At 66.1% G+C, this 21,705-nt stretch carries 22 protein-coding genes; 10 read left to right on the plus strand and 12 right to left on the minus strand.

Annotation, left to right across the window (positions count from 1 at the left end; all coding sequences use genetic code 11):
- Positions 1–4: 4 nt before the first annotated feature.
- The 5 genes from GLR48_RS18395 to GLR48_RS18415 are packed head-to-tail and all read right to left on the minus strand — an operon-like array spanning position 5 to position 5,129.
- Positions 5–1,621, minus strand: coding sequence for an ABC transporter substrate-binding protein (locus tag GLR48_RS18395; protein WP_237063642.1), 1,617 nt, complete (start codon positions 1,619–1,621; stop codon positions 5–7).
- Between the two features lie 19 nt (positions 1,622–1,640).
- Positions 1,641–2,561 carry an ABC transporter permease gene (locus tag GLR48_RS18400; RefSeq protein ID WP_237063644.1) on the minus strand — a complete coding sequence of 307 codons (921 nt, stop codon included), beginning with the start codon at positions 2,559–2,561 and terminating at the stop codon, positions 1,641–1,643.
- Positions 2,561–3,448, minus strand: a complete 888-nt coding sequence (locus GLR48_RS18405; protein ID WP_272911431.1) for an ABC transporter permease — start codon at positions 3,446–3,448, stop codon at positions 2,561–2,563. Before GLR48_RS18405 ends, GLR48_RS18400 begins: the two co-directional genes overlap by 1 nt.
- The gene (locus GLR48_RS18410) at positions 3,445–4,047 is read right to left on the minus strand and encodes an ANTAR domain-containing response regulator (protein ID WP_237063646.1); all 603 of its coding nucleotides are present in this window, start codon (positions 4,045–4,047) and stop codon (positions 3,445–3,447) included. The genes GLR48_RS18405 and GLR48_RS18410 overlap by 4 nt, the downstream gene beginning before the upstream one ends.
- Complete coding sequence (locus tag GLR48_RS18415) at positions 4,044–5,129, minus strand: transporter substrate-binding protein (protein ID WP_237063648.1); 1,086 nt, start codon at positions 5,127–5,129, stop codon at positions 4,044–4,046. The genes GLR48_RS18410 and GLR48_RS18415 overlap by 4 nt, the downstream gene beginning before the upstream one ends.
- Positions 5,130–5,548: 419 nt before the next feature.
- Here GLR48_RS18415 and GLR48_RS25725 point away from each other — a divergent pair, with 419 nt between their 5' ends.
- From GLR48_RS25725 to GLR48_RS18455, 7 genes are read left to right on the plus strand one after another with little or no spacing between them, the layout of a single operon-like run.
- Positions 5,549–6,253, plus strand: a complete 705-nt coding sequence (locus GLR48_RS25725; RefSeq protein ID WP_272911432.1) for a FadR/GntR family transcriptional regulator — start codon at positions 5,549–5,551, stop codon at positions 6,251–6,253.
- Positions 6,250–7,239 carry an ABC transporter ATP-binding protein gene (locus tag GLR48_RS18430; protein WP_237063650.1) on the plus strand — a complete coding sequence of 330 codons (990 nt, stop codon included), beginning with the start codon at positions 6,250–6,252 and terminating at the stop codon, positions 7,237–7,239. Before GLR48_RS25725 ends, GLR48_RS18430 begins: the two co-directional genes overlap by 4 nt.
- Complete coding sequence (locus GLR48_RS18435) at positions 7,236–8,321, plus strand: ABC transporter ATP-binding protein (protein WP_237063652.1); 1,086 nt, start codon at positions 7,236–7,238, stop codon at positions 8,319–8,321. The genes GLR48_RS18430 and GLR48_RS18435 overlap by 4 nt, the downstream gene beginning before the upstream one ends.
- Before the next feature lie 22 nt (positions 8,322–8,343).
- Positions 8,344–9,852 carry an ABC transporter substrate-binding protein gene (locus GLR48_RS18440; RefSeq protein WP_237063654.1) on the plus strand — a complete coding sequence of 503 codons (1,509 nt, stop codon included), beginning with the start codon at positions 8,344–8,346 and terminating at the stop codon, positions 9,850–9,852.
- Positions 9,853–9,912: 60 nt separating this feature from the next.
- A complete protein-coding gene (locus tag GLR48_RS18445; protein ID WP_237063656.1) occupies positions 9,913–10,857 on the plus strand; it encodes an ABC transporter permease in 945 nt (314 codons plus the stop codon).
- On the plus strand, positions 10,854–11,750 hold the full coding sequence (locus GLR48_RS18450; RefSeq protein WP_237063658.1) for an ABC transporter permease: 897 nt from the start codon (positions 10,854–10,856) through the stop codon (positions 11,748–11,750). The genes GLR48_RS18445 and GLR48_RS18450 overlap by 4 nt, the downstream gene beginning before the upstream one ends.
- A gap of 14 nt (positions 11,751–11,764) precedes the next feature.
- Positions 11,765–13,552, plus strand: a complete 1,788-nt coding sequence (locus tag GLR48_RS18455; protein ID WP_237063660.1) for a gamma-glutamyltransferase family protein — start codon at positions 11,765–11,767, stop codon at positions 13,550–13,552.
- Positions 13,553–13,626: 74 nt separating this feature from the next.
- On the opposite strand, the gene GLR48_RS18460 is transcribed toward GLR48_RS18455, so the two are convergent.
- Complete coding sequence (locus GLR48_RS18460; protein WP_237063670.1) at positions 13,627–14,343, minus strand: anti-sigma factor; 717 nt, start codon at positions 14,341–14,343, stop codon at positions 13,627–13,629.
- Positions 14,340–14,990 (minus strand): sigma-70 family RNA polymerase sigma factor, encoded by a 651-nt coding sequence (locus GLR48_RS18465; protein ID WP_237064598.1) that lies wholly within the window; start codon positions 14,988–14,990, stop codon positions 14,340–14,342. The genes GLR48_RS18460 and GLR48_RS18465 overlap by 4 nt, the downstream gene beginning before the upstream one ends.
- A 157-nt stretch (positions 14,991–15,147) precedes the next feature.
- Between GLR48_RS18465 and GLR48_RS18470 the strand changes: the two genes are divergently transcribed.
- Together GLR48_RS18470 and GLR48_RS18475 are read left to right on the plus strand one after the other, a co-directional pair.
- The gene (locus GLR48_RS18470) at positions 15,148–15,930 is read left to right on the plus strand and encodes a DUF4394 domain-containing protein (RefSeq protein WP_237063672.1); all 783 of its coding nucleotides are present in this window, start codon (positions 15,148–15,150) and stop codon (positions 15,928–15,930) included.
- Positions 15,931–16,113: 183 nt separating this feature from the next.
- Entirely contained in the window at positions 16,114–16,653 is a 540-nt protein-coding gene (locus GLR48_RS18475) for a c-type cytochrome (RefSeq protein WP_237063680.1), read from the plus strand.
- Positions 16,654–16,685: 32 nt separating this feature from the next.
- Here the strand turns inward: GLR48_RS18475 and GLR48_RS18480 are convergent, their stop codons facing one another.
- From GLR48_RS18480 to GLR48_RS18500, 5 genes are all read right to left on the minus strand, one after another.
- Complete coding sequence (locus GLR48_RS18480; protein ID WP_237063682.1) at positions 16,686–17,018, minus strand: hypothetical protein; 333 nt, start codon at positions 17,016–17,018, stop codon at positions 16,686–16,688.
- Positions 17,015–18,001, minus strand: coding sequence for a DnaJ C-terminal domain-containing protein (locus tag GLR48_RS18485; RefSeq protein ID WP_237063684.1), 987 nt, complete (start codon positions 17,999–18,001; stop codon positions 17,015–17,017). Before GLR48_RS18485 ends, GLR48_RS18480 begins: the two co-directional genes overlap by 4 nt.
- Positions 18,001–18,153 (minus strand): hypothetical protein, encoded by a 153-nt coding sequence (locus GLR48_RS18490; RefSeq protein ID WP_237063686.1) that lies wholly within the window; start codon positions 18,151–18,153, stop codon positions 18,001–18,003. The genes GLR48_RS18485 and GLR48_RS18490 overlap by 1 nt, the downstream gene beginning before the upstream one ends.
- Positions 18,154–18,255: 102 nt before the next feature.
- Positions 18,256–19,800, minus strand: a complete 1,545-nt coding sequence (locus GLR48_RS18495) for a DHA2 family efflux MFS transporter permease subunit (protein WP_237063699.1) — start codon at positions 19,798–19,800, stop codon at positions 18,256–18,258.
- Position 19,801: 1 nt separating this feature from the next.
- The gene (locus tag GLR48_RS18500) at positions 19,802–20,944 is read right to left on the minus strand and encodes an HlyD family secretion protein (RefSeq protein ID WP_237063701.1); all 1,143 of its coding nucleotides are present in this window, start codon (positions 20,942–20,944) and stop codon (positions 19,802–19,804) included.
- Positions 20,945–21,053: 109 nt separating this feature from the next.
- On the opposite strand from GLR48_RS18500, the gene GLR48_RS18505 reads away from it, so the two are divergent.
- The gene (locus GLR48_RS18505; protein WP_237063703.1) at positions 21,054–21,692 is read left to right on the plus strand and encodes a TetR/AcrR family transcriptional regulator; all 639 of its coding nucleotides are present in this window, start codon (positions 21,054–21,056) and stop codon (positions 21,690–21,692) included.
- Positions 21,693–21,705: the final 13 nt, after the last annotated feature.

Here is a 21,705-nt window from a genome sequence, read left to right on the forward strand (position 1 = left end):
ATGCTTACTCCGTGACGTAGACGTAGTCGTAGTTCACCGGGATCGACACTGGATCGACGTAAAGCTTGTCGTCACCGCCCATGCGCGCCGACTTCATGGTGTAGCGCTGCTCGTTGAACACGGGCACCCAGGGCGCTTCCTCCATGACCTTCATGTAGACGTCGGACCACATCTTCATCCGCTCGGGTGCTGCCGGGTCGATCATGCTGTCAGCGGCGGTGGCCTCTTTGTCGATCTCTGCGTCGCAGAACTTGGACCAGTTCCAGCCGCCTTCCTCTGCGCCCGCACAGCCCAGGATCGGGCCGAAGAAGTTGGACGGATCGGGAAAGTCCGCGATCCACGCCATGCCGCCGGACCAGATCATCGGGGCCGTGCCCGCACCGCCCGCCTCGATCACGTTGGCCTGCGCCAGCGACTGGATCGACGCATTCACGCCGATCGCCGCCAGATCCTGCTGGATCGCCTGCGCGATGCGCGGGTTGGGGTCGGTGTTCATGACGTAAAGCTCGGTGTCGAACCCATCCGCCAGACCGGCCTCGGCCAGCAGTGCCTTGGCCCCTTCGACGTCGTAGGCGTAACCGGCGTACCCTTCGGTATAGCCCGGCATCGACGGCGGCAGCGGCTGGGTCGCGGGGACGGCACGGCCATTGATCAGCTGCGTGATCCGGTCCTTGTTGATCGCCATGTTGATCGCGCGGCGAACCTCGACCTGATCCAGCGGCGGGGTCGTGACGTTCAGAGTGATGTAGCCGGTCTGCAACTGGCCGCCTTCGACGACGCGCGCGGCCTGCTCGGGGTCGGCCATGACCTCTTGGAATTTGGCGGGCGGGATGCCGTCACCGGGGACGTCGACCTCTCCATTCTGCAGGCGCAGCAAGGCGACGATGGGCTCTTGCCCGACCTCAAAAGTGACGGTGTCGAGGTACGGCAGACCGGCGCGCCAGTAGTCGGCATTCTTTTCGAACACCAGTCTCTGCCCGATGGTCCATTCGCCCAGCTTGAACGCACCGGTGCCGACCGGGTTGTGGCCGAAGTCGTCGCCTGCCGCATCGACGGCCTCTTTCGGGACGACGGACGCGAAGTTCAGCGCCATGACGTGCAGGAAGGTGGCGTCGGGGCGCGACAGCTTGATTTCCACGGTGGCGGGATCAACGACAGTGACGCCTTCGAGGCTGTCGGCGGTGCCGCTGGCAACCGCGTCATAACCCACAATAGCACCGAAGAAGCCCGCGCCGGGGCTTTGCGTCGCGGGGTTGGTTACGCGGTCGAGGGAGTATTTCACATCCTCGGCCACCATCTCGCGCCCGTTATGGAACTTTACGCCGGGGCGCAGATGGAAGGTAAAGGTCATGCCGTCGTCGGAAATCTCGTAGCTTTCGGCCAGACCGGGGCGCAGGGTCGTGGTGCCGGGCTCGTAATCCATCAGACCGTCGAACAGCGACTTGATCATCGACCAGTTCTGCCAGTCGTAGCCGATGGCCGGGTCCAGCGTGGCCACGTCGTCCTTGTAGGTCACGGTGATGTTGCCGCCGGGCGTCGCGTTGGGGTCTAGCGTTTCCTGTGCTGACGCCGGTAAGGCCAAGGCGGCGATCAGGGCGGTAGAGGCAAGCAGTTTTTTCATTTTGGTCTCTCCTGTTGGGTTAGCGGATACGGATACGGGGGTCGATCAGGGGCGCCACGAGGTCGGCCAGCAGGTTCCCCAGCACGATAGCGAAAGCTGACACGAGGGTGACGCCCATGATGATCGGAATGTCGACGCGCTGGATCGCCTGCCAGGCCAGTTGCCCGATGCCGGGCCAGCCGAAGACGCCCTCGACCACGACGATCCCGCCCATGAAGATGCCGATGTCGATGCCGATCATGGCGATGACCGGCAGGATCGCGTTGGGCAGGGCGTGGCGCAGGATGACGCGGGCGCGGGTCAGCCCCTTGGCGCGGGCGGTGCGGATGAAGTCGGTGCGCAGGACTTCGACCATGCTGGACCGCATCATGCGGGCATACCAGCCTGACCCGAGGATGCCGAGCGTCATGGCCGGCAGCACGAGATGCGCCGCCGTGCCGTAGCCGCCGATGGGGAACCAGCCAAGCTTGACCGCAAAGACGTAAAGCAGCAGCAGCGCCACGACGAACTGCGGGGCGGAGACGGTGACAAAGCTGGTCATCATCAGCCCGTTGTCCACAGCCCTGCCCCGCCACAGCGCCGCGACCACGCCCATCGTCAGGCCGATCACAAGCTCTGCCCCGATCCCCGCCGCCATCAGCAGCAGGGAGGCTGGCAGGCGCGCCATGATCAGGGTCGCGACGTCGGTTTTCTGCAAGTAGCTGCGGCCCATGTCACCGTGAAACAACCCGGCAAGGTAGCGCCCGTATTGCACGACAAAGGGCTGATCGAGGCCCAGTTGCGCCCGGATGTTCGCCACCGTCTGCGGCGTCGCGGACTTGCCCGCGATCTGGCGCACCGGGTCGGCGGGCAGGACATAAAGCAGGAAGAACGTGATGAAGCTGACGCCCAGCAGGATCAGGGCGCTCTGGATCAACCGGCGGATCAGGTAGGCGGCCATCAGTCGGACCCTCTCAGCGTGGGGTCAAGCACATCGCGCAGGGCGTCGCCGACAAGGTTGAACGCCAGCGCCAGCACCACGATGGCGGCACCCGGAAAGAACACCAGCCAAGGGGCGGACTGGAAATAGGTCTGGTTTTCAAAGATGATGTTGCCCCAGCTGGGCGTGGGCGGCTGCACGCCGACGCCGAGGTAGGAGAGCGTCGCCTCCAGCAGTACGGTCGTCGAAATCCCCAGCGTGCCCCAGACAATGATCATCGGCACAAGGTGCGGCAGGATGTGGCGGAACAGGATGCGCGGCGTGCTGGCGCCCAGCGTGCGTTGGGCGGCGATATAGTCGCGCGCGGCCAGCGCCGAGGTTTCGGTGTAGATCACCCGTGCCGTCTGCACCCAGTTCACCATCGCGATGACGAAAGCCACGATCCAGAGTGACGGCTGGAAGACTGCCGCAAGACAGATCGCCAGCAGCAACGCCGGGAAGGCCATCATGAGGTCGGTGAACCGCATCAGGACCGCGCCGATCCAGCCTTGAAAGAACCCTGCCGTCAGGCCGATGACCGTGCCGATCACCAGCGCGATCCCGTTTGCCACCACACCGATGATGAGAGATGTCCGCGCGCCGTAGAGCAGACGGCTGAACAGGTCGCGCCCCAGCAGATCCGTGCCCAGCAGATAGGCCCCGCCGGGCGGCAAGGGCTCTCCGAACATCGTCAGCCCGTCGAAGTTCTGCGCGAAAGGATCGAAGGGCGCAATCCAAGGCGCCAGCAGGGCGGCCCCGACGATCAGCGCCACCAGCGCCATGCCGAACAGCGCCAGCGGCCGTCGGCGCAGGCGCGCCCAGACGCCGTCGGGACGCCGCGCGGTCGCGGTGACGGTCGCATCGGTCATAGGCCACCCCCCTGCACGCGGCGGGTTGGCGCGGGGGCAGCCACCACGCGGGCGGCGGCCTCCTCCAGGGTGACGCGCCATTCCATCGCCATCCGCCGCAACCTGTCATAGGCCGCGTCTTCGGATCCGGCCGTGCGGGTCAGCCGCACGATGGCGCGCACCACGGTCTGGCGCGCATCAAGGCGGTTGCGCAGATCGGCCACTGCGGTCGTCAGTGCCAGCCGTGCGGCAAAGCCGTGCCGCGCCGTCAGCAAGGCGCTGTAGACGCCGCTGTCGCCGACGGGCTTGAGGATCTGGGCCTGCGCCCCGGCAGACAGGGCCCATTCGATGCGACCGGGCGCCTCTGACCCGATCAGGGCGATCAGCGGCAAGGGCGCCTCGCCTGCAGGCCACGGGAATTGCGCGTCGAATCCCATGTCGGCGTCAAAGAACAGAACATCCGCCGCCTTTGCTGTCGCGGGCAGGTCGGGCCACACCGCCTCGACGGTTAGGCCGATCGCCTGCAGCTGTCGGGTGACGGCGACCACGGCGGCATGCGGGCGATGCAGGATGATCGCCCGCGCGCCGCCCAGATCGCCGTTGGCGAACGGCGCCCTCATGATACGACCCGCAGGACGGGGGACGCACCGGCAGGGGCCGGTTCGGTCCAGCCGGCAGACAGATAGGGGTCGCCCCGCCGCAGGCCAAAGTCGCGGAGGACCGCAAAGGCGCCGTCGCGCACGCGGGCGATCAGCGCCCGTTGCGGGACGTGGTGCGTCTGCGGATCGATCCCGCTGGCGCGCCCCGCATCCGTGTCCAGCAGTGCGGTCATGTCTTTCCCCTCCTGCCCGGGCGCGTCCAGCAGGTCGGCCAGCGTCCGGATGGCAAGGTCCGCTGCGGCGGCAAAGCTGCTGGCGAACGCCGCGGCGCCTGTATCGAAGTAAGGTCCGGCCGCAATCAAGCCTTCGGCGGCATGGCCCAGATCCGGCAGTTCGCATTCGGTCAGGTTGCACGACAGGACAGGGCACCGGTCCGGCGCGAACCGCGCGTCGCTGGCACCAAGGTCCGCATAGGCCGACAGGAAGGCGTGGGACGACGGCCCGATCAGGGAATTGAGGATGAAATCCGGCATCGTCTGACGGATCTCGTCGATCATCTGACCCACGTCCACCGATCCCAGCGGCAGATAGCGCTCTCCTGCGATCTGCCCTTCGGCCGCGGTGATCGTCTGGCGCGCAAGGCGGTTCATCTCCCACCCCCAGATGTAATTGGACCCGGTCAGATAGCCGCGCCGCCCCTGCGTGGCAAAGGCCCAGTCCAGCAGCGGCAGCAGGTGCTGGTTCGGGCAGGCATGCAGATAGACAACGCGATCAGAGGCTTCGAACCCCTCATAGGGGGCAGTGTACCACAGCGTCCCACCGTGACGATCCAGCGTCGGTATCACTTCCTTGCGGCTGGAAGACGTGACGCAGCCAACGATATGCCGCAGCCCGTCGCTGCGCAGCAGTTCGGCGCAGAGTGGGGCGTAATTGTCGAGGACGCCACCCGGATCACGCTCGACCACGGCAAAGGCGACACGTCGCGCGGGGTCGGCGTTCACGCGAGCGACGGCCTCCAGCGCGCCAGTCCGGCAGGCGGCACCGATCCGGCCATAGACGCCGTCGGTCGAAAACAGCAGCCCGATGGGCACGGTGCGTTTCACGGTCGGTCCTTCACAAAAAAGCCCCGCCCGAAAGCCATCAAGACTGATGTTCGGGTCGGGGCGCACATGCCGGAGTGGCGTTCAGCCAAATGTCGCCCTAGCCTGTCGCGGCGCAAGACGCCCGTCAAGGTGCGCCGTGGTGCGGCATTGCGGCACGACACCCCGTACGGGTATTTGGCCCTGTTTCACTCCACTTCTGGTAAGATCGGACAGCCATATCTGACCCCATTCCAGAAAAACCCCGCAAGAATCGGTGTGTATCGCTACATTAATGAACAATCGCATAGATAATAGGCATTTTGCAGCCATCTTTCACCGTCCGAACGGAATATAACGCTTTTGCGACGGTTCGGATTGACTCTCGCAGCGGGCAACCATTTCATGATTGGGCGAAACCAATAAAATGATTGGGTCTGCCCATGACCACCACCGCCCACCCGGTCGATAACACCTCTCTGGCGCTGACCCGCATCCGGCGGATGATCGACAGCGGCGCCGTGCCGCACGAAGGTCGTCTGCCGACAGAGCGCGAGTTGTCCCAGCAACTGGACGTCGGGCGCCACACCGTCCGCCGCGCGCTGGAAGCGCTGGAGGCCGAAGGACTGGTCTGGCGTCAGCAGGGCAAGGGCACTTTCGTCGGGCAGCCGCCGCAGATCATCACGGGCCTCGCCGCCGAGATCGCGGGCGACATCGACGCGCTGGCCGTGATGGACGCGCGTCTGGGGATCGAGCCGCAACTGGCCGCACTTTGCGCCCGGCGCGCGACCGCAGAGGACGTGGACCGGTTGCGGATGCTGGCAGATCGCGTCAGCGTCTCTCAGGACCGGGATTCGACCGAGCTTTGGGACGGGGCGCTGCACCGCCTGATCGCCCGGATTGCCGACAACCCGCTGCTCTCGGTGGCCTTCGGGCTGATCGACGAGGTGCGCGGCTCTGCCGACTGGCAGCAAAAGCGCGACCTTGCGCGATCGCCTGCCCTGCTGACGCTTTACGATACCCAGCACATGGCCATCATCGACGCGATCGACGCGCGCGATCCGGATGCGGCGCGGGCGGCGATGACGGACCATCTGCTGCACCTCACCCACAACCTGCGCGAATCGCTGAAGGATCATGGCCAATGACCGCTGACCCTCTGCTGCAGGTCGCGGGACTTGGCATTCGCATCGACGGCACCAGCCGCGATCTGGTCAGCGACCTGACCTTTACGCTGAACAAGGGCGAAACGCTGTGCATCGTGGGCGAAAGCGGCTGCGGCAAGAGCCTGACGGCGCTGGCGCTGATGGGCCTGCTGGCCACGCCGCCCCTGCGGGTGACCGGCGGGACCGCCGTGTTTCAGGGCCGCGATCTGCTGACCCTGCCCCCCGCCGAGATGCGCCGCCTGCGCGGCGACCGGATCGGAATGATCTTTCAGGAACCGATGACCAGCCTGAACCCAGCACTGAAGGTCGGCGACCAGATCGCCGAAGCCGTGCGCCGTCACACCGGCAAATCAGAGGCCGAGGCCCGCGCCCACGCGCTGGAGATGCTGCGCCGCGTGCGGATCCCCGCGCCGGAAACGCGCCTCGACGTCTATCCCCACAACCTCTCGGGCGGCATGCGCCAGCGCGTGATGATCGCGATGGCGCTGGCCAATGCGCCGGACCTCGTGCTGGCGGATGAGCCGACGACGGCGCTGGACGTGACCATCCAGGCGCAGGTGCTCGACTTGATGCGCGCCTTGCAGCGCGATACCGGCACGGCGATGATCCTGATCACCCACGATCTGGGCGTGGTTGCCGAAATGGCCGACACGGTCGCGGTGATGTACGCGGGCCAGATGGTGGAAACCGGCCCTGCCGCCGCCGTTTTTGATGACCCGCAGCACCCTTACACGATTGGCCTCATGTCCTCGATGCCAAGCCTCGACGGTGGCGGCGACAGGCTTGTCACCATTCCCGGCGTGGTCCCCCCCGCGCGCGAGATGCCGGGCGGCTGCCGTTTCGCCGCGCGCTGTCCCTTTGCCGATGCGCAATGCGCCAAGGTGCCGCCTACGGTGCCGGTTGCAGGCCACGACAGCCACCGTGTCGCCTGCTGGAAGGCCCCCCTCGGTCAGCAGGCCGCCGCATGAACAGTGACATCATCCTCGAAACGCAGGCGCTGCAAAAGCGGTTCACCGGGCGCAAACCGTTCTTTGGCGAGGCGAAAGTCGTGCGCGCCGTCGACGGCATCAACCTCAAGATCCGGCGCGGCGAGACGCTGGCCATCGTGGGCGAGTCCGGCTGCGGCAAGTCCACCCTCGCCCGCCTGCTGGTGCGGCTGATGCCCCCCAGCGACGGTACTGTCGTCTATCAAGGGCGCAACATCGCCAACGTGCCTGACGAAGAGATGCGGCATCTGCGCCGTGATCTGCAGTTCATCTTTCAGGACCCGTTTTCGTCGTTGAACCCGCGCATGACCATCGGCGCGCTGATCGAGGAACCGCTGCTGGTCCACAACATCGGCGACAAGCAGGACCGCCGCGTCAAGGTTGCGGCGATGCTGGCCCGCGTCGGCCTGCCCGCCTCGGTCATCGACCGCTATCCGCACGAATTTTCCGGTGGCCAACGCCAGCGGATCGGCATCGCACGCGCTCTGATCACCGAACCCAAGGTCGTGATCGGGGACGAGCCGGTCTCGGCGCTGGACGTGTCCATTCAGGCGCAGGTGATCAACATCCTGCAAGATCTGAAAGAGGCGTTGGGCCTGACGCTGATCATCATCGCCCACGATCTGGCCGTCGTGCGCCACATGGCCGACCGCGTTGCGGTCATGTATCTGGGCGAGATCGTCGAACAAGGCCCGGTGGCCGATCTGTTTGCGAACCCCAAGCACCCCTACACCGCCGCCCTGATCGCCGCGATCCCCGTGGCACAGGTCGGCGCGCGCAGCGCCGCCACACAACTGCAAGGCGATCCGCCCAACCCCATCGACCTTCCGACCGGCTGCCGCTTTCACCCGCGCTGTCCGCATGCAACCGAGGTCTGCAGCACCACGCGGCCAGCTTTGACCGCCGCAGGCCCCGACCGCTGGGCCGCCTGCCATCACGCAGCAACGCTGTCGCTGCAAGGCTATGCGGCCACCGGCCAGACCCGGTCCGCCGCCGCGCAGGCCCGTTTCGACCTCTACCGCGACCGCAGCGCAGACGCGGCGCGCACTACCACACCCACTTGATCCAACAGTCAGGAGAACGACCATGAAAACACCAGCCGTATTGACGCTCAGCGCGATGCTGATGCTGACCGCAGCCCCCCTCTTTGCCGCCGATCTGAAGATCGGTCTGGCCGAAGACCCCGATATCCTCGACCCCGACCAGTCGCGCACATTTGTCGGGCGCATCGTCTATGCGTCGCTCTGCGACAAGCTGGTCGACATCACGCCCGATCTGGAAATCATCCCGATGCTGGCGACAGAATGGTCCTGGTCCGAAGACAACCTGACCCTGACCATGAAACTGCGCGACGACGTGACCTTTCAGGATGGCACGCCCTTTGATGCAGAGGCCGTGGCCTACAACATCAACCGCAGCCAGACGCTGGAGGAGAGCCGCCGCAAGTCCGAAGTCGCCTCGATCACCGGCACCAAGGTCGTCGATCCCACCACGATCGAGATCACCGTGGCCCAGCCCGACGCGACCCTGATCGCGCAACTGGCCGACCGCGCCGGCATGATGGTGTCACCCACCGCAGCAGAGGCGGCCGGTGCCGACTTCGGCAACGCCCCGGTCTGTGCCGGCCCCTACAGCTTTACCGAGCGGGTGCAGCAGGACCGCATCGTGCTGACCAAGTTCGCGGATTACTACGACGCGGACAAGTACAACTTTGACACGGTGACCTTCCTGCCGATCGTCGACACCACGGTCCGCCTTGCCAACCTGCGCGCCGGTGACGTGGACATGATCGAACGCCTTGCGGCGACGGATGTAGCCTCGGTCAAGGCGGACGACGCGCTGACGATGGAGCAGGCCACCTCGCTTGGCTATCAGGGTCTGACGGTCAACGTGGCCAACGGTGACAAGGCGCAGAACCCCTTCGGTCAGGACAAGCTGGTGCGTCAGGCGCTGTCCCTGTCCATCGACCGCGAAGCGATCAACCAGGTCGTGTTTGAGGGCGCCTTTGCCGCCGGCAACCAGCCGTGGCCGCCGACCTCGCCCTGGTACGATCAGGACATCCCCATCCCCGCCCGCGACGTCGAGGCCGCCAAGGCCAAGCTGGCCGAGGCCGGTGTCGAAAGCCCGACCGTCGAGATCCAGGTCAGCACCGACCCCGTCGCCCAGCAGGTGACTCAGGTCATTCAGGCGATGGCGGCAGAGGCCGGGATCACCGTCAACGTGGTCGCCAAGGAATTCGCCACGCAGCTGTCCCAGCAGACGGCGGGTGATTACGAGATCAGCCAGATCGGCTGGTCCGGCCGCGTCGATCCCGACGGCAACATCCACCAGTTCGTCACCTGCGAGGGCGGCATCAACGACGCCAAGTATTGCAACCCCGAGGTCGACAAGCTGCTGAACGACGCCCGCGCCACCAACGATACGGCCGAGCGCAAGGCGCTGTATGATCAGGCGACGGCGATCCTCGATGACGATCTGCCGCTGATATACATCTACCACCAGAACTGGATCTGGGCGATGGACAAGGGCGTCACGGGCTTTACCGCCTACCCCGACGGGATGATCCGTCTGGCCGGCGTGTCGAAGGCCGAATAACTAAACAAGGCCCGGCGGCATGCGTCGCCGGGCCACCCTGATCCCCCGCAAGGTTCCCCCATGCTCCGCTTCATCGGCCACCGCCTTCTGATCGCGATCCCGACGATCCTGCTGATCTCGGTCTTCGTGTTCATGCTGCAGAAACTGCTGCCCGGCGATCCGGTGCTGGCACTGGCTGGCGAGGACCGCAATCCCGAGATGCTGGAATTCCTGCGGGCCAAGTATCATCTGAACGATCCGGTCTATGTCCAGTATTTCAACTGGGTCTGGAACGCGCTGCAGGGCGATCTGGGAATTTCCCTGCGCACCAACCAGAACGTCACGACCCTGATCGCGCAAAAGCTGCCGGTGACGATCCAGCTTGCGCTGATGGCGCTGTTCTTTGCCGTCGTGATCGGCATCCCGGCGGGCATCCTGTCGGCTTATAAAAAAGGGACTTGGATCGACTGGGTCGCCAACGTCGTGGCGCTTTCGGGCCTATCGATCCCGAATTTCTGGCTGGGCATCATGATGATCCTGCTGGTCAGCGTGAACCTCGGCTGGCTGCCGGCGTCAGGCTATCAACCCTTCACCGACGATCCGCTGCAATCGCTGAAAACCATGATGATGCCCGCCTTCGTGCTGGGCACGGGCCTTGCCGCCACACTGATGCGGCATACGCGGTCAGCGATGCTGGGCGTGCTGCAATCGGATTACGTGCGCACCGCCCGGGCCAAGGGACTGGGTGAGCGTGCCGTTGTCGTGAAACACGCGCTGCGCAATGCGCTGGTGCCGGTCGTCACCGTCGTCACGCTGCTGTTCGGTGAATTGCTGGCGGGCGCTGTCCTGACCGAGCAGATTTTTACCATCCCCGGCTTTGGCAAGCTGGTCGTCGATGCGGTCTTCAACCGTGATTACGCCGTGGTCCAAGGCATCGTGCTTTGCACCGCCATCGCCTTCATCGCGATGAACATTCTCTCCGACGCGCTCTACCGTGTCCTGAACCCGAAGATGTCAGAGCAATGAGCAATCCCGTCACCCTCGACACCGCTCCGTCCCGGCAGGAGGTCACCGAAGTCCTGCCGCCCAAGCAAAGCCGCTTCTGGAGCAAACTGAAAAAGAACCCCGCCGCCTTGCTGGGCGGTGGGATCGTGGCGTTCTTCTTCATCGTGGCGATCCTCGCCCCGGTGCTGCCGATCCCCGGCCCCGCCGTCACCGACTTTGGCGCCGTGCGCAAGGCGCCGTCGGCTGCCCACTGGTTCGGCACCGATGAGATCGGGCGCGATGTGCTGTCCCGCATGATCTGGGGCGCGCAGGCGTCCCTGATGGCAGGCGTCGTATCCGTGACCATCGCGCTGGTGATCGGTGTGCCGCTGGGCGTCGCCGCGGGATATGCGCGCGGCTGGACCGACGCCGCGATTTCCCGCGTGACAGAGGCGCTGCTGGCCGCCCCTTTCCTGATCCTCGCCATCGCCATGGCGGCCTTCCTCGGCCCGTCGCTGACCAACGCCATGATCGCCATCGGCATCTCGGCCGTGCCGATCTTCATCCGCCTTGCCCGCGCGCAGACCATGCAGGTCCTGACCGAGGATTACGTCGAAGGGGCGCAGGCCATCGGCCTGACCCACCGCGACATCATCGCCCGCTACATTCTGCCCAATATCGTACCCCCCCTGCTGGTGCAGGCGACCCTGACCATCGCCACCGCGATCATCGCAGAGGCGTCACTGTCCTTCCTCGGCCTTGGGCAGCAACCGCCCTCGCCGTCGTGGGGGTCGATGCTGAACACCGCCAAGCAGTTCCTCGAACAGGCGCCGTGGCTGGCGCTCTACCCCGGCATCGCGATCTTCCTCGTGGTGCTTGGCTTCAATCTTCTGGGCGACGGTCTGCGCGACGCCCTCGACCCCCGCGACAACTGAACAGGACTTTTACGATGCAATTCACCACCCGGCCCGAAATTCTGGGCACCTTCGGTGTCGCGACCTCGACCCACTGGATCGCCTCTGCCGTCGGCATGAGCATCCTTGAAAAGGGCGGCACGGCCTTTGATGCCGCTGCCGCGATGAACTTCGTGCTGAACGTGGTGGAACCCCACCTTTGCGGGCCGCTGGGCGACATGCCCGCCCTGATTCAGGTGGCCGGAGAGGACACCCCCCGCGTCGTCTGCGGTCAGGGCACCGCACCGGCGGGTGCCACCATCGCGCACTACAAGGCCGAAGGCCTCGACCTGATCCCCGGATCAGGCCTGCTGGCGACGGTCATCCCGGGCGTGTTCGACGCCTGGATGCTGATGCTGCGCGACCACGGCAAACTGCCCCTGCGCGACATTCTGGAGCCCGCGATTCACTACGCCCGCCATGGTCACCCGGTGCTGGCCCGCGTGTCGGCCACGATTGAGGGCCTTGGCGATTTCTTCCGTGACGAATGGCCGACGTCCTATGACACTTGGCTGCCCGGCGGCAGCGCCCCCGCGCCCGAAAGCCTGTTCCGCAACCCCGCCCTCGCAGATACTTGGGACCGCATCCTGACCGAGGCCGAAAGCGCCAGAGGCCACGACGCACAGATCGAGGCCGCGCGGCGGGCGTTTTCCAAGGGATTCGTCGCCGAGACCATCGACGACTGGATGCGCGATGCCTGCGTGATGGACGCCGCCGGGGGGCGCCGCAAGGGCGTGCTGTCCGGGGCTGACATGGCAGGATGGGAAGCGACTTACGAAGAACCGCTCTCGGTCGACTATGAAGGCTGGACCGTGTGGAAGCCCGGCATGTGGGCGCAATCGCCGACGATGCTGCAATCCCTGCGGACCCTCGAAGGGTCCGGGATTGGCGACATGGACCTCAATGGCGCGGATTTCGTCCATTGGGTGACAGAGGCGATGAAGCTGTCCTTTGCCGACCGCGAAGCCTATTACGGCGACCCGGCCCACACGGACATCCCGACCGACACCCTTCTGTCAAAGGACTATGCCGCAATCCGCCGCGCGATGATCGGCGACAAGGCCTCTTTGGAGCAGCGCCCGGGCGAGATCGTCGGCCACGACCTGTGGGTCCGCGAGGCCCTGAAGCGCGCCAGTGCCGAGGTCGTCGAGACCGGCGTCGGCGCCGGTGAACCCACGATGGCGCACCTGAGCGAGAAGCGCGGCGACACGGTCCACATCGACGTGATCGACCGCTGGGGCAACATGGTCTCGGCCACACCGTCGGGGGGCTGGCTGCAAAGCTCTCCGGTCGTGCCGGGGCTGGGGATGCCGCTGAACAGCCGCGCCCAGATGTTCTGGCTGACCGAAGGATTGCCCACATCGCTGGCGCCGGGTCGTCGTCCGCGCACGACACTGTCGCCGTCCATCGCGGGTCGCAACGGTCGTGCCAGCCTGGCCTTCGGCACACCCGGCGGCGACCAGCAGGACCAGTGGCAGCTGATGTTCTTTTTGCGCCACGTCCATGGCATGACGAACCTGCAGGCCGCCATCGACGCGCCGCTGTTCCATACCGCCCATTTTCAGGGGTCGTTCTATCCCCGCGCCACCGATCCCGGTCACCTGATGGTGGAACCGTCCTTTGGCGAGGAGGTCATCGCCGATCTGCGGGGCCGCGGTCACCGGGTACAGGTTGCCGAACCCTGGAGCGTGGGTCGCCTGACCGCCGCCAGCCGCGATGCCTCCGGCCTGATGCGGGCGGCAGCGACACCGCGCCTGATGCAAGCCTACGCCATCGGGCGTTGAGCAACGGCAGGGGGCTGACCGCGCGGTCAACTCCCTGCAACTCCGTTACGGGTTCCGCGACCAAGCCAGCCGGTTCAGACCTGCGGAGCGGCGAAGCCCTTGCCGATGATCGGCCCCGTCGGCCGCCCGGTGGGCGAACCCCCCAGAGGTTCCAGCGTAACCTCGTAAAGCTGTTGCGCACCGGGATCGGGCAGATCGGTGAAGTTGAGCAGCGTCGGTGCGGTCCGGTCCAGCGTACCGAGCGATGTCGGTCCCATGTCCTGCGACGGCAGCGTCCAGACCTGCAGCGTCCGATCCGCAGGCACGGCGATGTCGGCCACGAAGCGGACCGTCGCCGTGTCATTGCCGTAGTCGTCGATCACCGCCTGCGGCACGCCGTCCGCGTCCACCAGCACCGCGACGACGGTGGGGGCAGGCAGCGGGCGCATCCCTGTAAATCCGATCCCAAGCGCCAGACCCGCGACGACCGCCGCGATCAGACCCAAGGCCCTGCGCCCCGGTGCGCCCGGCGCGTTGGCCGCCACAACGGCTGCGGCGCCGGATGACGGCGCTTCTTCCAGATCCTGCGTCGGCAATTTCCGCAGCACTTTTGCCGTGAACCCGTCTGGCAAGGTCACGGGATCCGCCGACAGGTCCAGCGGCAGCAATTGGTCGCGCAGGGCCCCCACCCTTTGGGCAAGCGCTGTATCACGCGCGATGATCGCCTCCATCAGCTCCGCCTCGGCGGGCGTCAGCAGGCCGAGGACGTAATCGTCGGACAGGGCGATGATCTCGTCGGACAGGCGGGTCATGTCAGACACTCCTTCAATGCGTGCAGGCCGCGCCGGATCAGCGACTTGATCGTGCCAAGCGGCACGTCCTGACGATCCGCGATTTCGGCGTGGGTAAAGCCTGCGACATGGGCCAGCAGGATGGCGTGGCGGCTGGGCTGGTCCAGACCGTGCAGGCAGTCGCGGATCCGGCTGGGTCCGGCCAGGATTTCCCATCCCTCCTCGGGGACGATGCGCTGGCGGCCCTCCTGCAGGGTGGCAAGGTCGCCGGGATCGAGGATCGACAGGCGTTTGCGGTCGCGCAGGATGTTCAGACACCGGTTGCGCAGAATGGCATAGATCCAGCCGCGCGCCGACCCGGATAAGGCGTCGAATTGTGCGGCCTTGCGCCAGACCTGCACCATCGCGTCCTGCAGCGCCTCTTCCGCCAGATCGCGACGGCCGAGGATACGGTTTGCAAGACCCAGCAGTTGCGGACCTTCGACCGAAAGGATCGTATCCACGCCTGTCTGGTCCCCTGCGGCACAGGCGGTCAACGCCGCTTTCAAACGGGCGGCACGGTCCGTCGCACTGTCGTCGGTCAAGGGGCCGTCCTCTCGCGTCTGGATCTGCCACGCCGCCGGGGCACAGGCTGCGGCACGGATCGTCTGTCCCATCTGTTGATGCATCAATCCGGCCCCTTTCAAAAGAGAAGACACCGCCGCCGGCCCACCGGATGCAAATTTTTTCGATTTTCCTGCATCCGATTTCGCGTCCCCCGTGTCTTCGGGACATGGACGGCGACGAACGCCGTGCTTTTGCAGACCCTGACAAAGGAATGACCCCATGTTTCGTATCGCAGCTTTCTCGACCACGGCCCTGACCCTGTCCCTGTCGGCCGCCCATGCGGCACCCGCCGTGGGCCTCGTCGGTGACAAGACCCTCGTGATGTTCGACACCGAGACGCTGGCCGTCTCGGGCACGATGGATGTGACCGGCGTCGACAGCCTGCTGGGCTTTGACTTGCGCCCGTCCAACAACACTCTGGTCGGCGTGACGCCCGACATGGTCGTCGTCAGCATCGACCCCGCCACCGGTGCCGCGACCGAGATGTCAACGATGGACACGCCCCTGTCCGTCGGCGACCAGCCCGTCATCGTCGATTTCAACCCGATGGCCGACAAGCTGCGGTTCATGACCGGCACGACCAACCACCGCGTCGACGTGGACACCGGTGCCGTGACCGTGGATGGCAGCCTCGACTGGCAGGACGATGACATGCACGTCGGCGAAACCCCCGCCATCGCCGCCGCGGCCTATATCAACAGCTTCGGCAAGCCCGAGAGCACGGCGATGTTCGACATCGACAGCACCATCGTCGCGGTGATCCAGCAGGTCTCGCCCAACGACGGCACGTTGGGTGCGATCGGCAAGCTGGGCATCGACGCACCTGAAGCCAACTTCGCCTTCGACATCCAGACGACCGAGGCGCTGGAGAACATGGGCTGGCTGATCAACGGCACGACGCTGTATTCCGTCGATCTGGAAACCGGCGTTGCCACCACAGCCGGCATGATCGAGGGTGTGGACGGCACGATCCGCGACATGGCGATCCTGCCTGCGATGTGATCCCGCCTCGCAGGTCAGGCGCGGCGCGGCCCCCCGGGGGTCGCGCCGTTCGCCTGTCCGGTGACGGTCATGTGTCGGGGGCCAATCTGGATCAGTCTGCAGTCTGCCCCGCTGGCGCATGATGCGGCGTCTGGCGACCATTCCGGTCCGCCACTTGCCGCAGCGCACAAAGCGAGACACACCATGACCTCTCCCCCGAACACCCCCCTCATCATTGCGGGCACGCTGGCCGTCGCCGCCGTGCTGGGGGGCGTTGGCACCTATGCCTTCGTCAATTCCGGCCTTTATGACGTGTCGGCCACGACGCCGGATTCTAAGCTGGTCTACTGGGCGACCCACCAGACGATGGAACACTCGGTCGCGGCCCGTCTGGGCGCGAACGTCGTGCCCGCCGCACTGGAACTGCCGGCCACCATCGCCACGGGCGGTCAGATCTTCGTCGCGAACTGCGCGGTCTGTCACGGCCGTCCGGGGGTCGAAAAGACGCCCATCGCGCAGGGTCTGAACCCGACGCCGCCCGACCTTTACCGGGCAGACCGTGAACCCGATGCGCAGGAAAATTTCCAGTTCATCAAGCACGGCATCAAGATGACTGGCATGCCCGCCTTTGGCCCAACGCAGACCGATGAACAGGTCTGGGCGCTGGTCGCGTTCCTGAACCTGCTGCCCGGGATCACCGCGCCCGATTTCGACGCCGCGATCGCCCCGCCCGCCGGCGGCTGAGGCACCACGAAGCGCCGCCCGGCGGGGCGGCGCTAGAGCAAATCGCCCAAGGTCGCGGCAATCGCCTCGCGGACGGGGGCGGGCTGTGCCCTGATCGCCGTCAGCAGCGCCTGCCGCTGCAGGCGCGCCGCGTGCATCTGGTCGATGACCGAGATCACCAGCGCCAGCGCATCAGCCTCCATCCGGTAAACCTCGGAGAAGCCGCAGAGCAGGTCCAGCCGCGCCAGATCCGCCTCGTCAAAGGCAGGACCCGCATCGGTGGCTTTCGGCACGACCGCCTCTGCGGCGATCAGCGCATCCAGTTGCGCGCGCGTCAGACCCGAGATCTGCACGAGCGTCTGTGCAAAGGTATAGGTCCGCGTCATCGTGGCACCCCCTTCATCATTGTCGCGCGCGGGTCGTCGTGATGGGCGCTGCGCCATGCGGTCAGGAACGCCGCAAGCTCCGGGTCGTCGGCTTTCGGCACCACGATCCGCAACTCTACCAGCTGATCGCCCGCGCCGTCCGGTCCCGGCACACCGCGCCCGCGCAGCCGCAGGATCTTGCCGCTGCTCGACCCTTTCGGGATCGTCAGCGTGACATCACCCGTCACCGTCGGCACCTGCACCTTGGCGCCCAGCACCGCCTCGTCCAGCGTGATCGGCAGCGTGACCTTGATGGTATTGCCATCGCGCTGGAACACCGGATGCGGTGCGACGCTCACCGTCACCTGCGCGTCGCCGCGCGGACCGCCGCCAAAGCCTGCACCGCCCTTGCCCCGCAGCCGCAGCGTCTGGCCGTCGCGCAGCCCCGGCGGAATGGTGATCGCCAGATCGCCCTCGCCGGGCAGGGTGATGCGCGTGGTCGCCCCGCGCACGGCGTCAAGGAACGGCACGGTCAGCGCATAGCCCTGATCCGGCCCGCGGGCCGCAAAGCCCTGCGACCGCCCTGCCCCGCGCTGGCGCAGGATGTCGGCAAAGATGTCCTCTGCCCCCATGCCGCCAAAACCGCCCTGCCCGCCAAAACCTTGTCCTCCAAACCCACTCTGCTGCGCGCCCGGCTGCCCTGCGGCACCCGCATGGTCACGGTAATAACGGCGCTGCGGCTTGTCCTGACCCGAGGCGTCGATCTCTCCCGCATCGAAGCGGGCGCGGGTGGCGGGATCCTTCAGCAGGTCGTGGGCGCTGGTGATGCGCTTGAACCGCGCCTCCGCCTGCGGGTCATCGGGGTTGATGTCGGGATGAGAGGTGCGGACCAGCTTGCGATAGGCCTGCTTGATCTGCGCCTCTGTCGCGGTCTTGGTCAGCCCCAGTGCGGCATAGGGATCGTCGGTGTCCGTGTCCGCACGGGCGGTCGATGCGCGCGCCATCAGATGCGCCCCCCGGAACGGGCCGCAGCCCTGCCGCGCGGGCTGATCCGCGCGCGTGTCATCTGGTAGGCCTCCGTCATGTTCATCGTCCCGATCCGGCTGCGCCCCTGCGACGCTGCTTCAGTCAGGCGCGCGATGCAGGCGAATTGCAAGCGGCCTGTCTTGCGGCTGACGTTTCACGCACCCTGTCATCGCAGGATAATCGCCCCGATCCCGCCCGCACTGATCCAGATCAAACAGCCCGCCGTCGCGCCCTAATGCGCCGCGACAGACTTGTCCTTGGGCGGTGTGCGCATCAAAAGCGCCGCGAGGGCCAGACCGCCGAAGAGCACCGTGATCAGCACGAAGACGTCGATGAACGACATCACCGCCGCCTGCCCGCGCAGGCGCCCGGCCATCTGCGCCAGCGCACCGGTCGCCCCGTCCAACCCCCGCGCCGTCAGGTTCTGCGCCATCATGTCAAGCTGGCGCAGCGCCTCCTGATTGGTCCAGGTGATCGCCTCTGACAGGCGTTCATAGTGCAGGGTGCGGCGGTCGGTGAGCAGGGTGTTGATGACCGCGAGGCCCACGGCGCCCCCGAGGTTGCGCATCAGGTTGTAAAGGCCCGACGCGCCCTTCATCTTTTCCGGCGGCAGGGTGCCGAGGGCGAGGTTGTTGATCGGCACCATGCACAGCATCAGTGACAGACCGCGCAGGATCTGCGGCAGCATCAGTTCCTGAAAGTCCCAGTCGGCGGTCAGACCCGTCAGCATCCAGGTGGAGGTCGCAAAGCCCACGAAGCCGATCAGCAGCATCAGCCGCAGGTCCAGTTTCGACGCCAATATCCCCGCCAGCGGCGCGCTGAAGAACATCGCAAGGCCCGAGATGAAGACCGTTTCCCCGATCATCAGGCTGTCGTAACCGCGGATCGAGGCGAGGTAGAGCGGGTAGAGATACGTCAGACCATAAAGCCCGATGCCCATCGTGAAGCTAAACATGGACCCCACGGCAAAGTTCACGTCGCGAAACGCCGAGAAATCGACGATCGGCTCCTCCCGCGTGAAGGCGCGCCAGAAGGTGACGATGCCACCAATGACCATGATGACGGCCAGCACGGCAACCGCCTCGTCCTGCAGCCAGTCATTGGCGGGGCCTTCCTCCAGCACGTATTCCAGCCCGCCGAGGAACCCGGCCAGCGCCGCAAGCCCCCACCAGTCGAAGCGATTGAAGAGCTTCCAGTTCGGGCGGTCGAAGTCGATCAGGGTCCATGCGCCGATGGCCACGGCGATGCCGGGGATGACGTTGACGAGGAACAGCCAGTGCCACGACAGCGCATGGCTGAGGTAGCCGCCGACGGTCGGGCCGACGGTCGGCGCCAGCGTCGCGATCAGGCCGATGATTGGCGAGACGATGTTGCGCTTGGACGGCGGAAAGATCGTGAAGGCCGCGGCAAAGACCGACGGGATCATGCCGCCGCCCAAGAACCCTTGCAATGCCCGCCAAAGGATCATTTCCGAGATCGAGCCGGAGGTGGCGCACATGAAACTCGCCGCGGTGAACCCTGCGGCCGCACAGGTGAACAGGATGCGCGTCGACATGACCCGGCTGAGGAAGCCAGACAGCGGGATCATGATGACCTCTGCGATCAGATAGGCGGTCTGGACCCAGCTGATCTCGTCCGGGCTGGCGCCCAGACCGGCCTGAATGTCCGGCAGCGATGCGCTGACGATCTGGATGTCCAGGATCGCCATGAACATGCCGACGACCATGACCATGAAGGCCGCGATCCGGCGTCCCGTCAGTTCGGGGGCGTCGTCCATGTCACTTGGCCGCGGCGGCGGCACCGTCGCCAGTGCGGCTGTCGATCTCGACCACGGCAGACAGGCCCGCGCGCAATAGGCCAGTGTCGAGCGCATCGGCGGGGATCGCGATGCGGACGGGCACGCGCTGCACGACCTTGGTGAAGTTGCCGGTCGCGTTGTCGGCGGGCAGCAGGCTGAAGACCGACCCGGTGGCCGGGGCAAACGAGTCCACCGTGCCTTCGTATTCCACGTCAGGCAGCGCGTCGAAGGTGATGTGGACCGCAGCACCCGGATGGATGCCGGGCATCTGCGTTTCTTTGAAATTCGCCTTGATGTAAAGCGTGTCCGTCGGCACCAGCGCCGCCAGACGCGCACCGGGCGCAACAAGATCGCCAACCTCCAGCGTCAGGTTGGCCAGCGTGCCGTCGGCGGGGGCGCGCAGGACGGTCAGGTCCAGATTGCGCGCAGCCTGATCGACGGCCAGTTGCAATTCGCGCGTCGTCCCCTCGGCCTCGGCCCGCTGGGCGCGCAGCACGGCGACCTGCGCCTGTGCCGCGGCGATGGCGGCGTCCGCGTTCGCGATAGAGGCGGTGGCCGTGTCCAGTCCTTCGGTCGCGGTATCCAGTTGGGCCTGCGACGCCACGTTGTCGCGGCTCAGCTTCTGCGTCCGCTCTGCCGTGGTCGTGGCGGTGCGCAGCTGCGCGCCGGCCACATCGCGCATCGCCCGCGCCTGCGCCACACCGGCCTCTGCCGCCTGAATCTGTGCATCGATCCGCGACAGGGTGTCGGCGGCGGTCTCGACCCGGCTTTTCGCCACGTCGAGTGCGATGGCATAGTCGCCGTCGTCCAGCCGCACCAGCACGTCGCCCGCCTTGACGGTCTGGTTCTCGACCGCCTCGACCCCGGCGACATAGCCCTGCACCCGACTGGAAATCATCGTGATGTCGGCGGTGACATAGGCGTCGTCCGTGTCGACCATGAAACGACCGGTCGTCCACCAGCCCTGCCCGACGTAGGCCAGCCCGCCGATCACGGCCAGGGCCACGATCATCAGCACGACCTTCTTGCGGCTGCGGCCCGCGGGTTTCGTCGTCTGGGGGACGGATGCATCAGGGGCGTCCGGCGTGGCGGCAGCTGACATCGTGCGATCGTGGCGGGCCATGGAACGTCCTTTCAGTCGAATCGAAACGATCGGTTCGATCGGGACGTAGGACAGGTCTCAGTCCAAATCAAGACTTCATCGAACCGTTCGGTTCGATTATAGGAAGGCGATGGAACATGCCCCCCCCTCGCCCCGGCGCCACGCCGCCGGCACCGATCCGCAAAAGCGCGCGGCGATCCTGAAGGGCGCCGCGCAAATCTTCATGGACAAGGGGTTCGATGGCGCGGGCGTCAGCGACATCTGTCGCGCCGCTGGCGTGTCGAAAAGCACGCTTTACGTCTATTTCGCCAGCAAGGAAGACCTGTTCGAAACGCTGGTCTCTCAGGAACGCGACCGCCTGTTCGTGGGGGTCGAGGCGCAGATGGACGGCGACGCGCCCCTGCCCGACCGGTTGACAGCCTTTGCCACGGCGCTGGCGCACGTGCTGTGTTCGGACACGGTGATCCGGGCGCAACGCACGGTCATCGGCATCGCGGAACGGATGCCGGACCTTGGCACCCGGTTCTACGAAGGCGGTGCGCTGCGGGCGCAGCGCACCCTGGCGCTGCGCCTCGACAAGGAAGTTGCGGCAGGCAGGCTGGCCATCGACGACACCACGTTCGCCGCCTGTCAGCTGATCGAGCTGTCCACCGTCGGCCTGTGGCGGCAGCGGCTGTTTGGTCACATGCAAACGCCACCCCACCCCGCACGCGTCGCCGCAAGCGCAGCAGCGGCGGTCGAGATGTTCCTCAGCCGCTACGGCACCTAGACAGCGCTGCGGT

The organism is Loktanella sp. M215, assembly GCF_021735925.1.
Lineage (GTDB): Bacteria > Pseudomonadota > Alphaproteobacteria > Rhodobacterales > Rhodobacteraceae > Loktanella.

What these genes read in the sequence shown, in the direction of transcription:
- GLR48_RS18495 (WP_237063699.1), bottom strand. Translation starts at nt 19,800, where the DNA reads ATGGACGACGCCCCCGAACTGACGGGACGCCGGATCGCGGCCTTCATG.
- GLR48_RS18455 (WP_237063660.1), top strand. Translation starts at nt 11,765, where the DNA reads ATGCAATTCACCACCCGGCCCGAAATTCTGGGCACCTTCGGTGTCGCG.
- GLR48_RS18480 (WP_237063682.1), bottom strand. Translation starts at nt 17,018, where the DNA reads ATGACGCGGACCTATACCTTTGCACAGACGCTCGTGCAGATCTCGGGT.
- GLR48_RS18465 (WP_237064598.1), bottom strand. Translation starts at nt 14,990, where the DNA reads ATGCATCAACAGATGGGACAGACGATCCGTGCCGCAGCCTGTGCCCCG.
- GLR48_RS18440 (WP_237063654.1), top strand. Translation starts at nt 8,344, where the DNA reads ATGAAAACACCAGCCGTATTGACGCTCAGCGCGATGCTGATGCTGACC.
- GLR48_RS18485 (WP_237063684.1), bottom strand. Translation starts at nt 18,001, where the DNA reads ATGGCGCGCGCATCGACCGCCCGTGCGGACACGGACACCGACGATCCC.
- GLR48_RS18500 (WP_237063701.1), bottom strand. Translation starts at nt 20,944, where the DNA reads ATGGCCCGCCACGATCGCACGATGTCAGCTGCCGCCACGCCGGACGCC.
- GLR48_RS18405 (WP_272911431.1), bottom strand. Translation starts at nt 3,448, where the DNA reads ATGACCGATGCGACCGTCACCGCGACCGCGCGGCGTCCCGACGGCGTC.
- GLR48_RS18410 (WP_237063646.1), bottom strand. Translation starts at nt 4,047, where the DNA reads ATGAGGGCGCCGTTCGCCAACGGCGATCTGGGCGGCGCGCGGGCGATC.
- GLR48_RS18400 (WP_237063644.1), bottom strand. Translation starts at nt 2,561, where the DNA reads ATGGCCGCCTACCTGATCCGCCGGTTGATCCAGAGCGCCCTGATCCTG.
- GLR48_RS18475 (WP_237063680.1), top strand. Translation starts at nt 16,114, where the DNA reads ATGACCTCTCCCCCGAACACCCCCCTCATCATTGCGGGCACGCTGGCC.
- GLR48_RS18395 (WP_237063642.1), bottom strand. Translation starts at nt 1,621, where the DNA reads ATGAAAAAACTGCTTGCCTCTACCGCCCTGATCGCCGCCTTGGCCTTA.
- GLR48_RS18435 (WP_237063652.1), top strand. Translation starts at nt 7,236, where the DNA reads ATGAACAGTGACATCATCCTCGAAACGCAGGCGCTGCAAAAGCGGTTC.
- GLR48_RS25725 (WP_272911432.1), top strand. Translation starts at nt 5,549, where the DNA reads ATGACCACCACCGCCCACCCGGTCGATAACACCTCTCTGGCGCTGACC.
- GLR48_RS18445 (WP_237063656.1), top strand. Translation starts at nt 9,913, where the DNA reads ATGCTCCGCTTCATCGGCCACCGCCTTCTGATCGCGATCCCGACGATC.
- GLR48_RS18450 (WP_237063658.1), top strand. Translation starts at nt 10,854, where the DNA reads ATGAGCAATCCCGTCACCCTCGACACCGCTCCGTCCCGGCAGGAGGTC.
- GLR48_RS18470 (WP_237063672.1), top strand. Translation starts at nt 15,148, where the DNA reads ATGTTTCGTATCGCAGCTTTCTCGACCACGGCCCTGACCCTGTCCCTG.
- GLR48_RS18505 (WP_237063703.1), top strand. Translation starts at nt 21,054, where the DNA reads ATGGAACATGCCCCCCCCTCGCCCCGGCGCCACGCCGCCGGCACCGAT.
- GLR48_RS18430 (WP_237063650.1), top strand. Translation starts at nt 6,250, where the DNA reads ATGACCGCTGACCCTCTGCTGCAGGTCGCGGGACTTGGCATTCGCATC.
- GLR48_RS18460 (WP_237063670.1), bottom strand. Translation starts at nt 14,343, where the DNA reads ATGACCCGCCTGTCCGACGAGATCATCGCCCTGTCCGACGATTACGTC.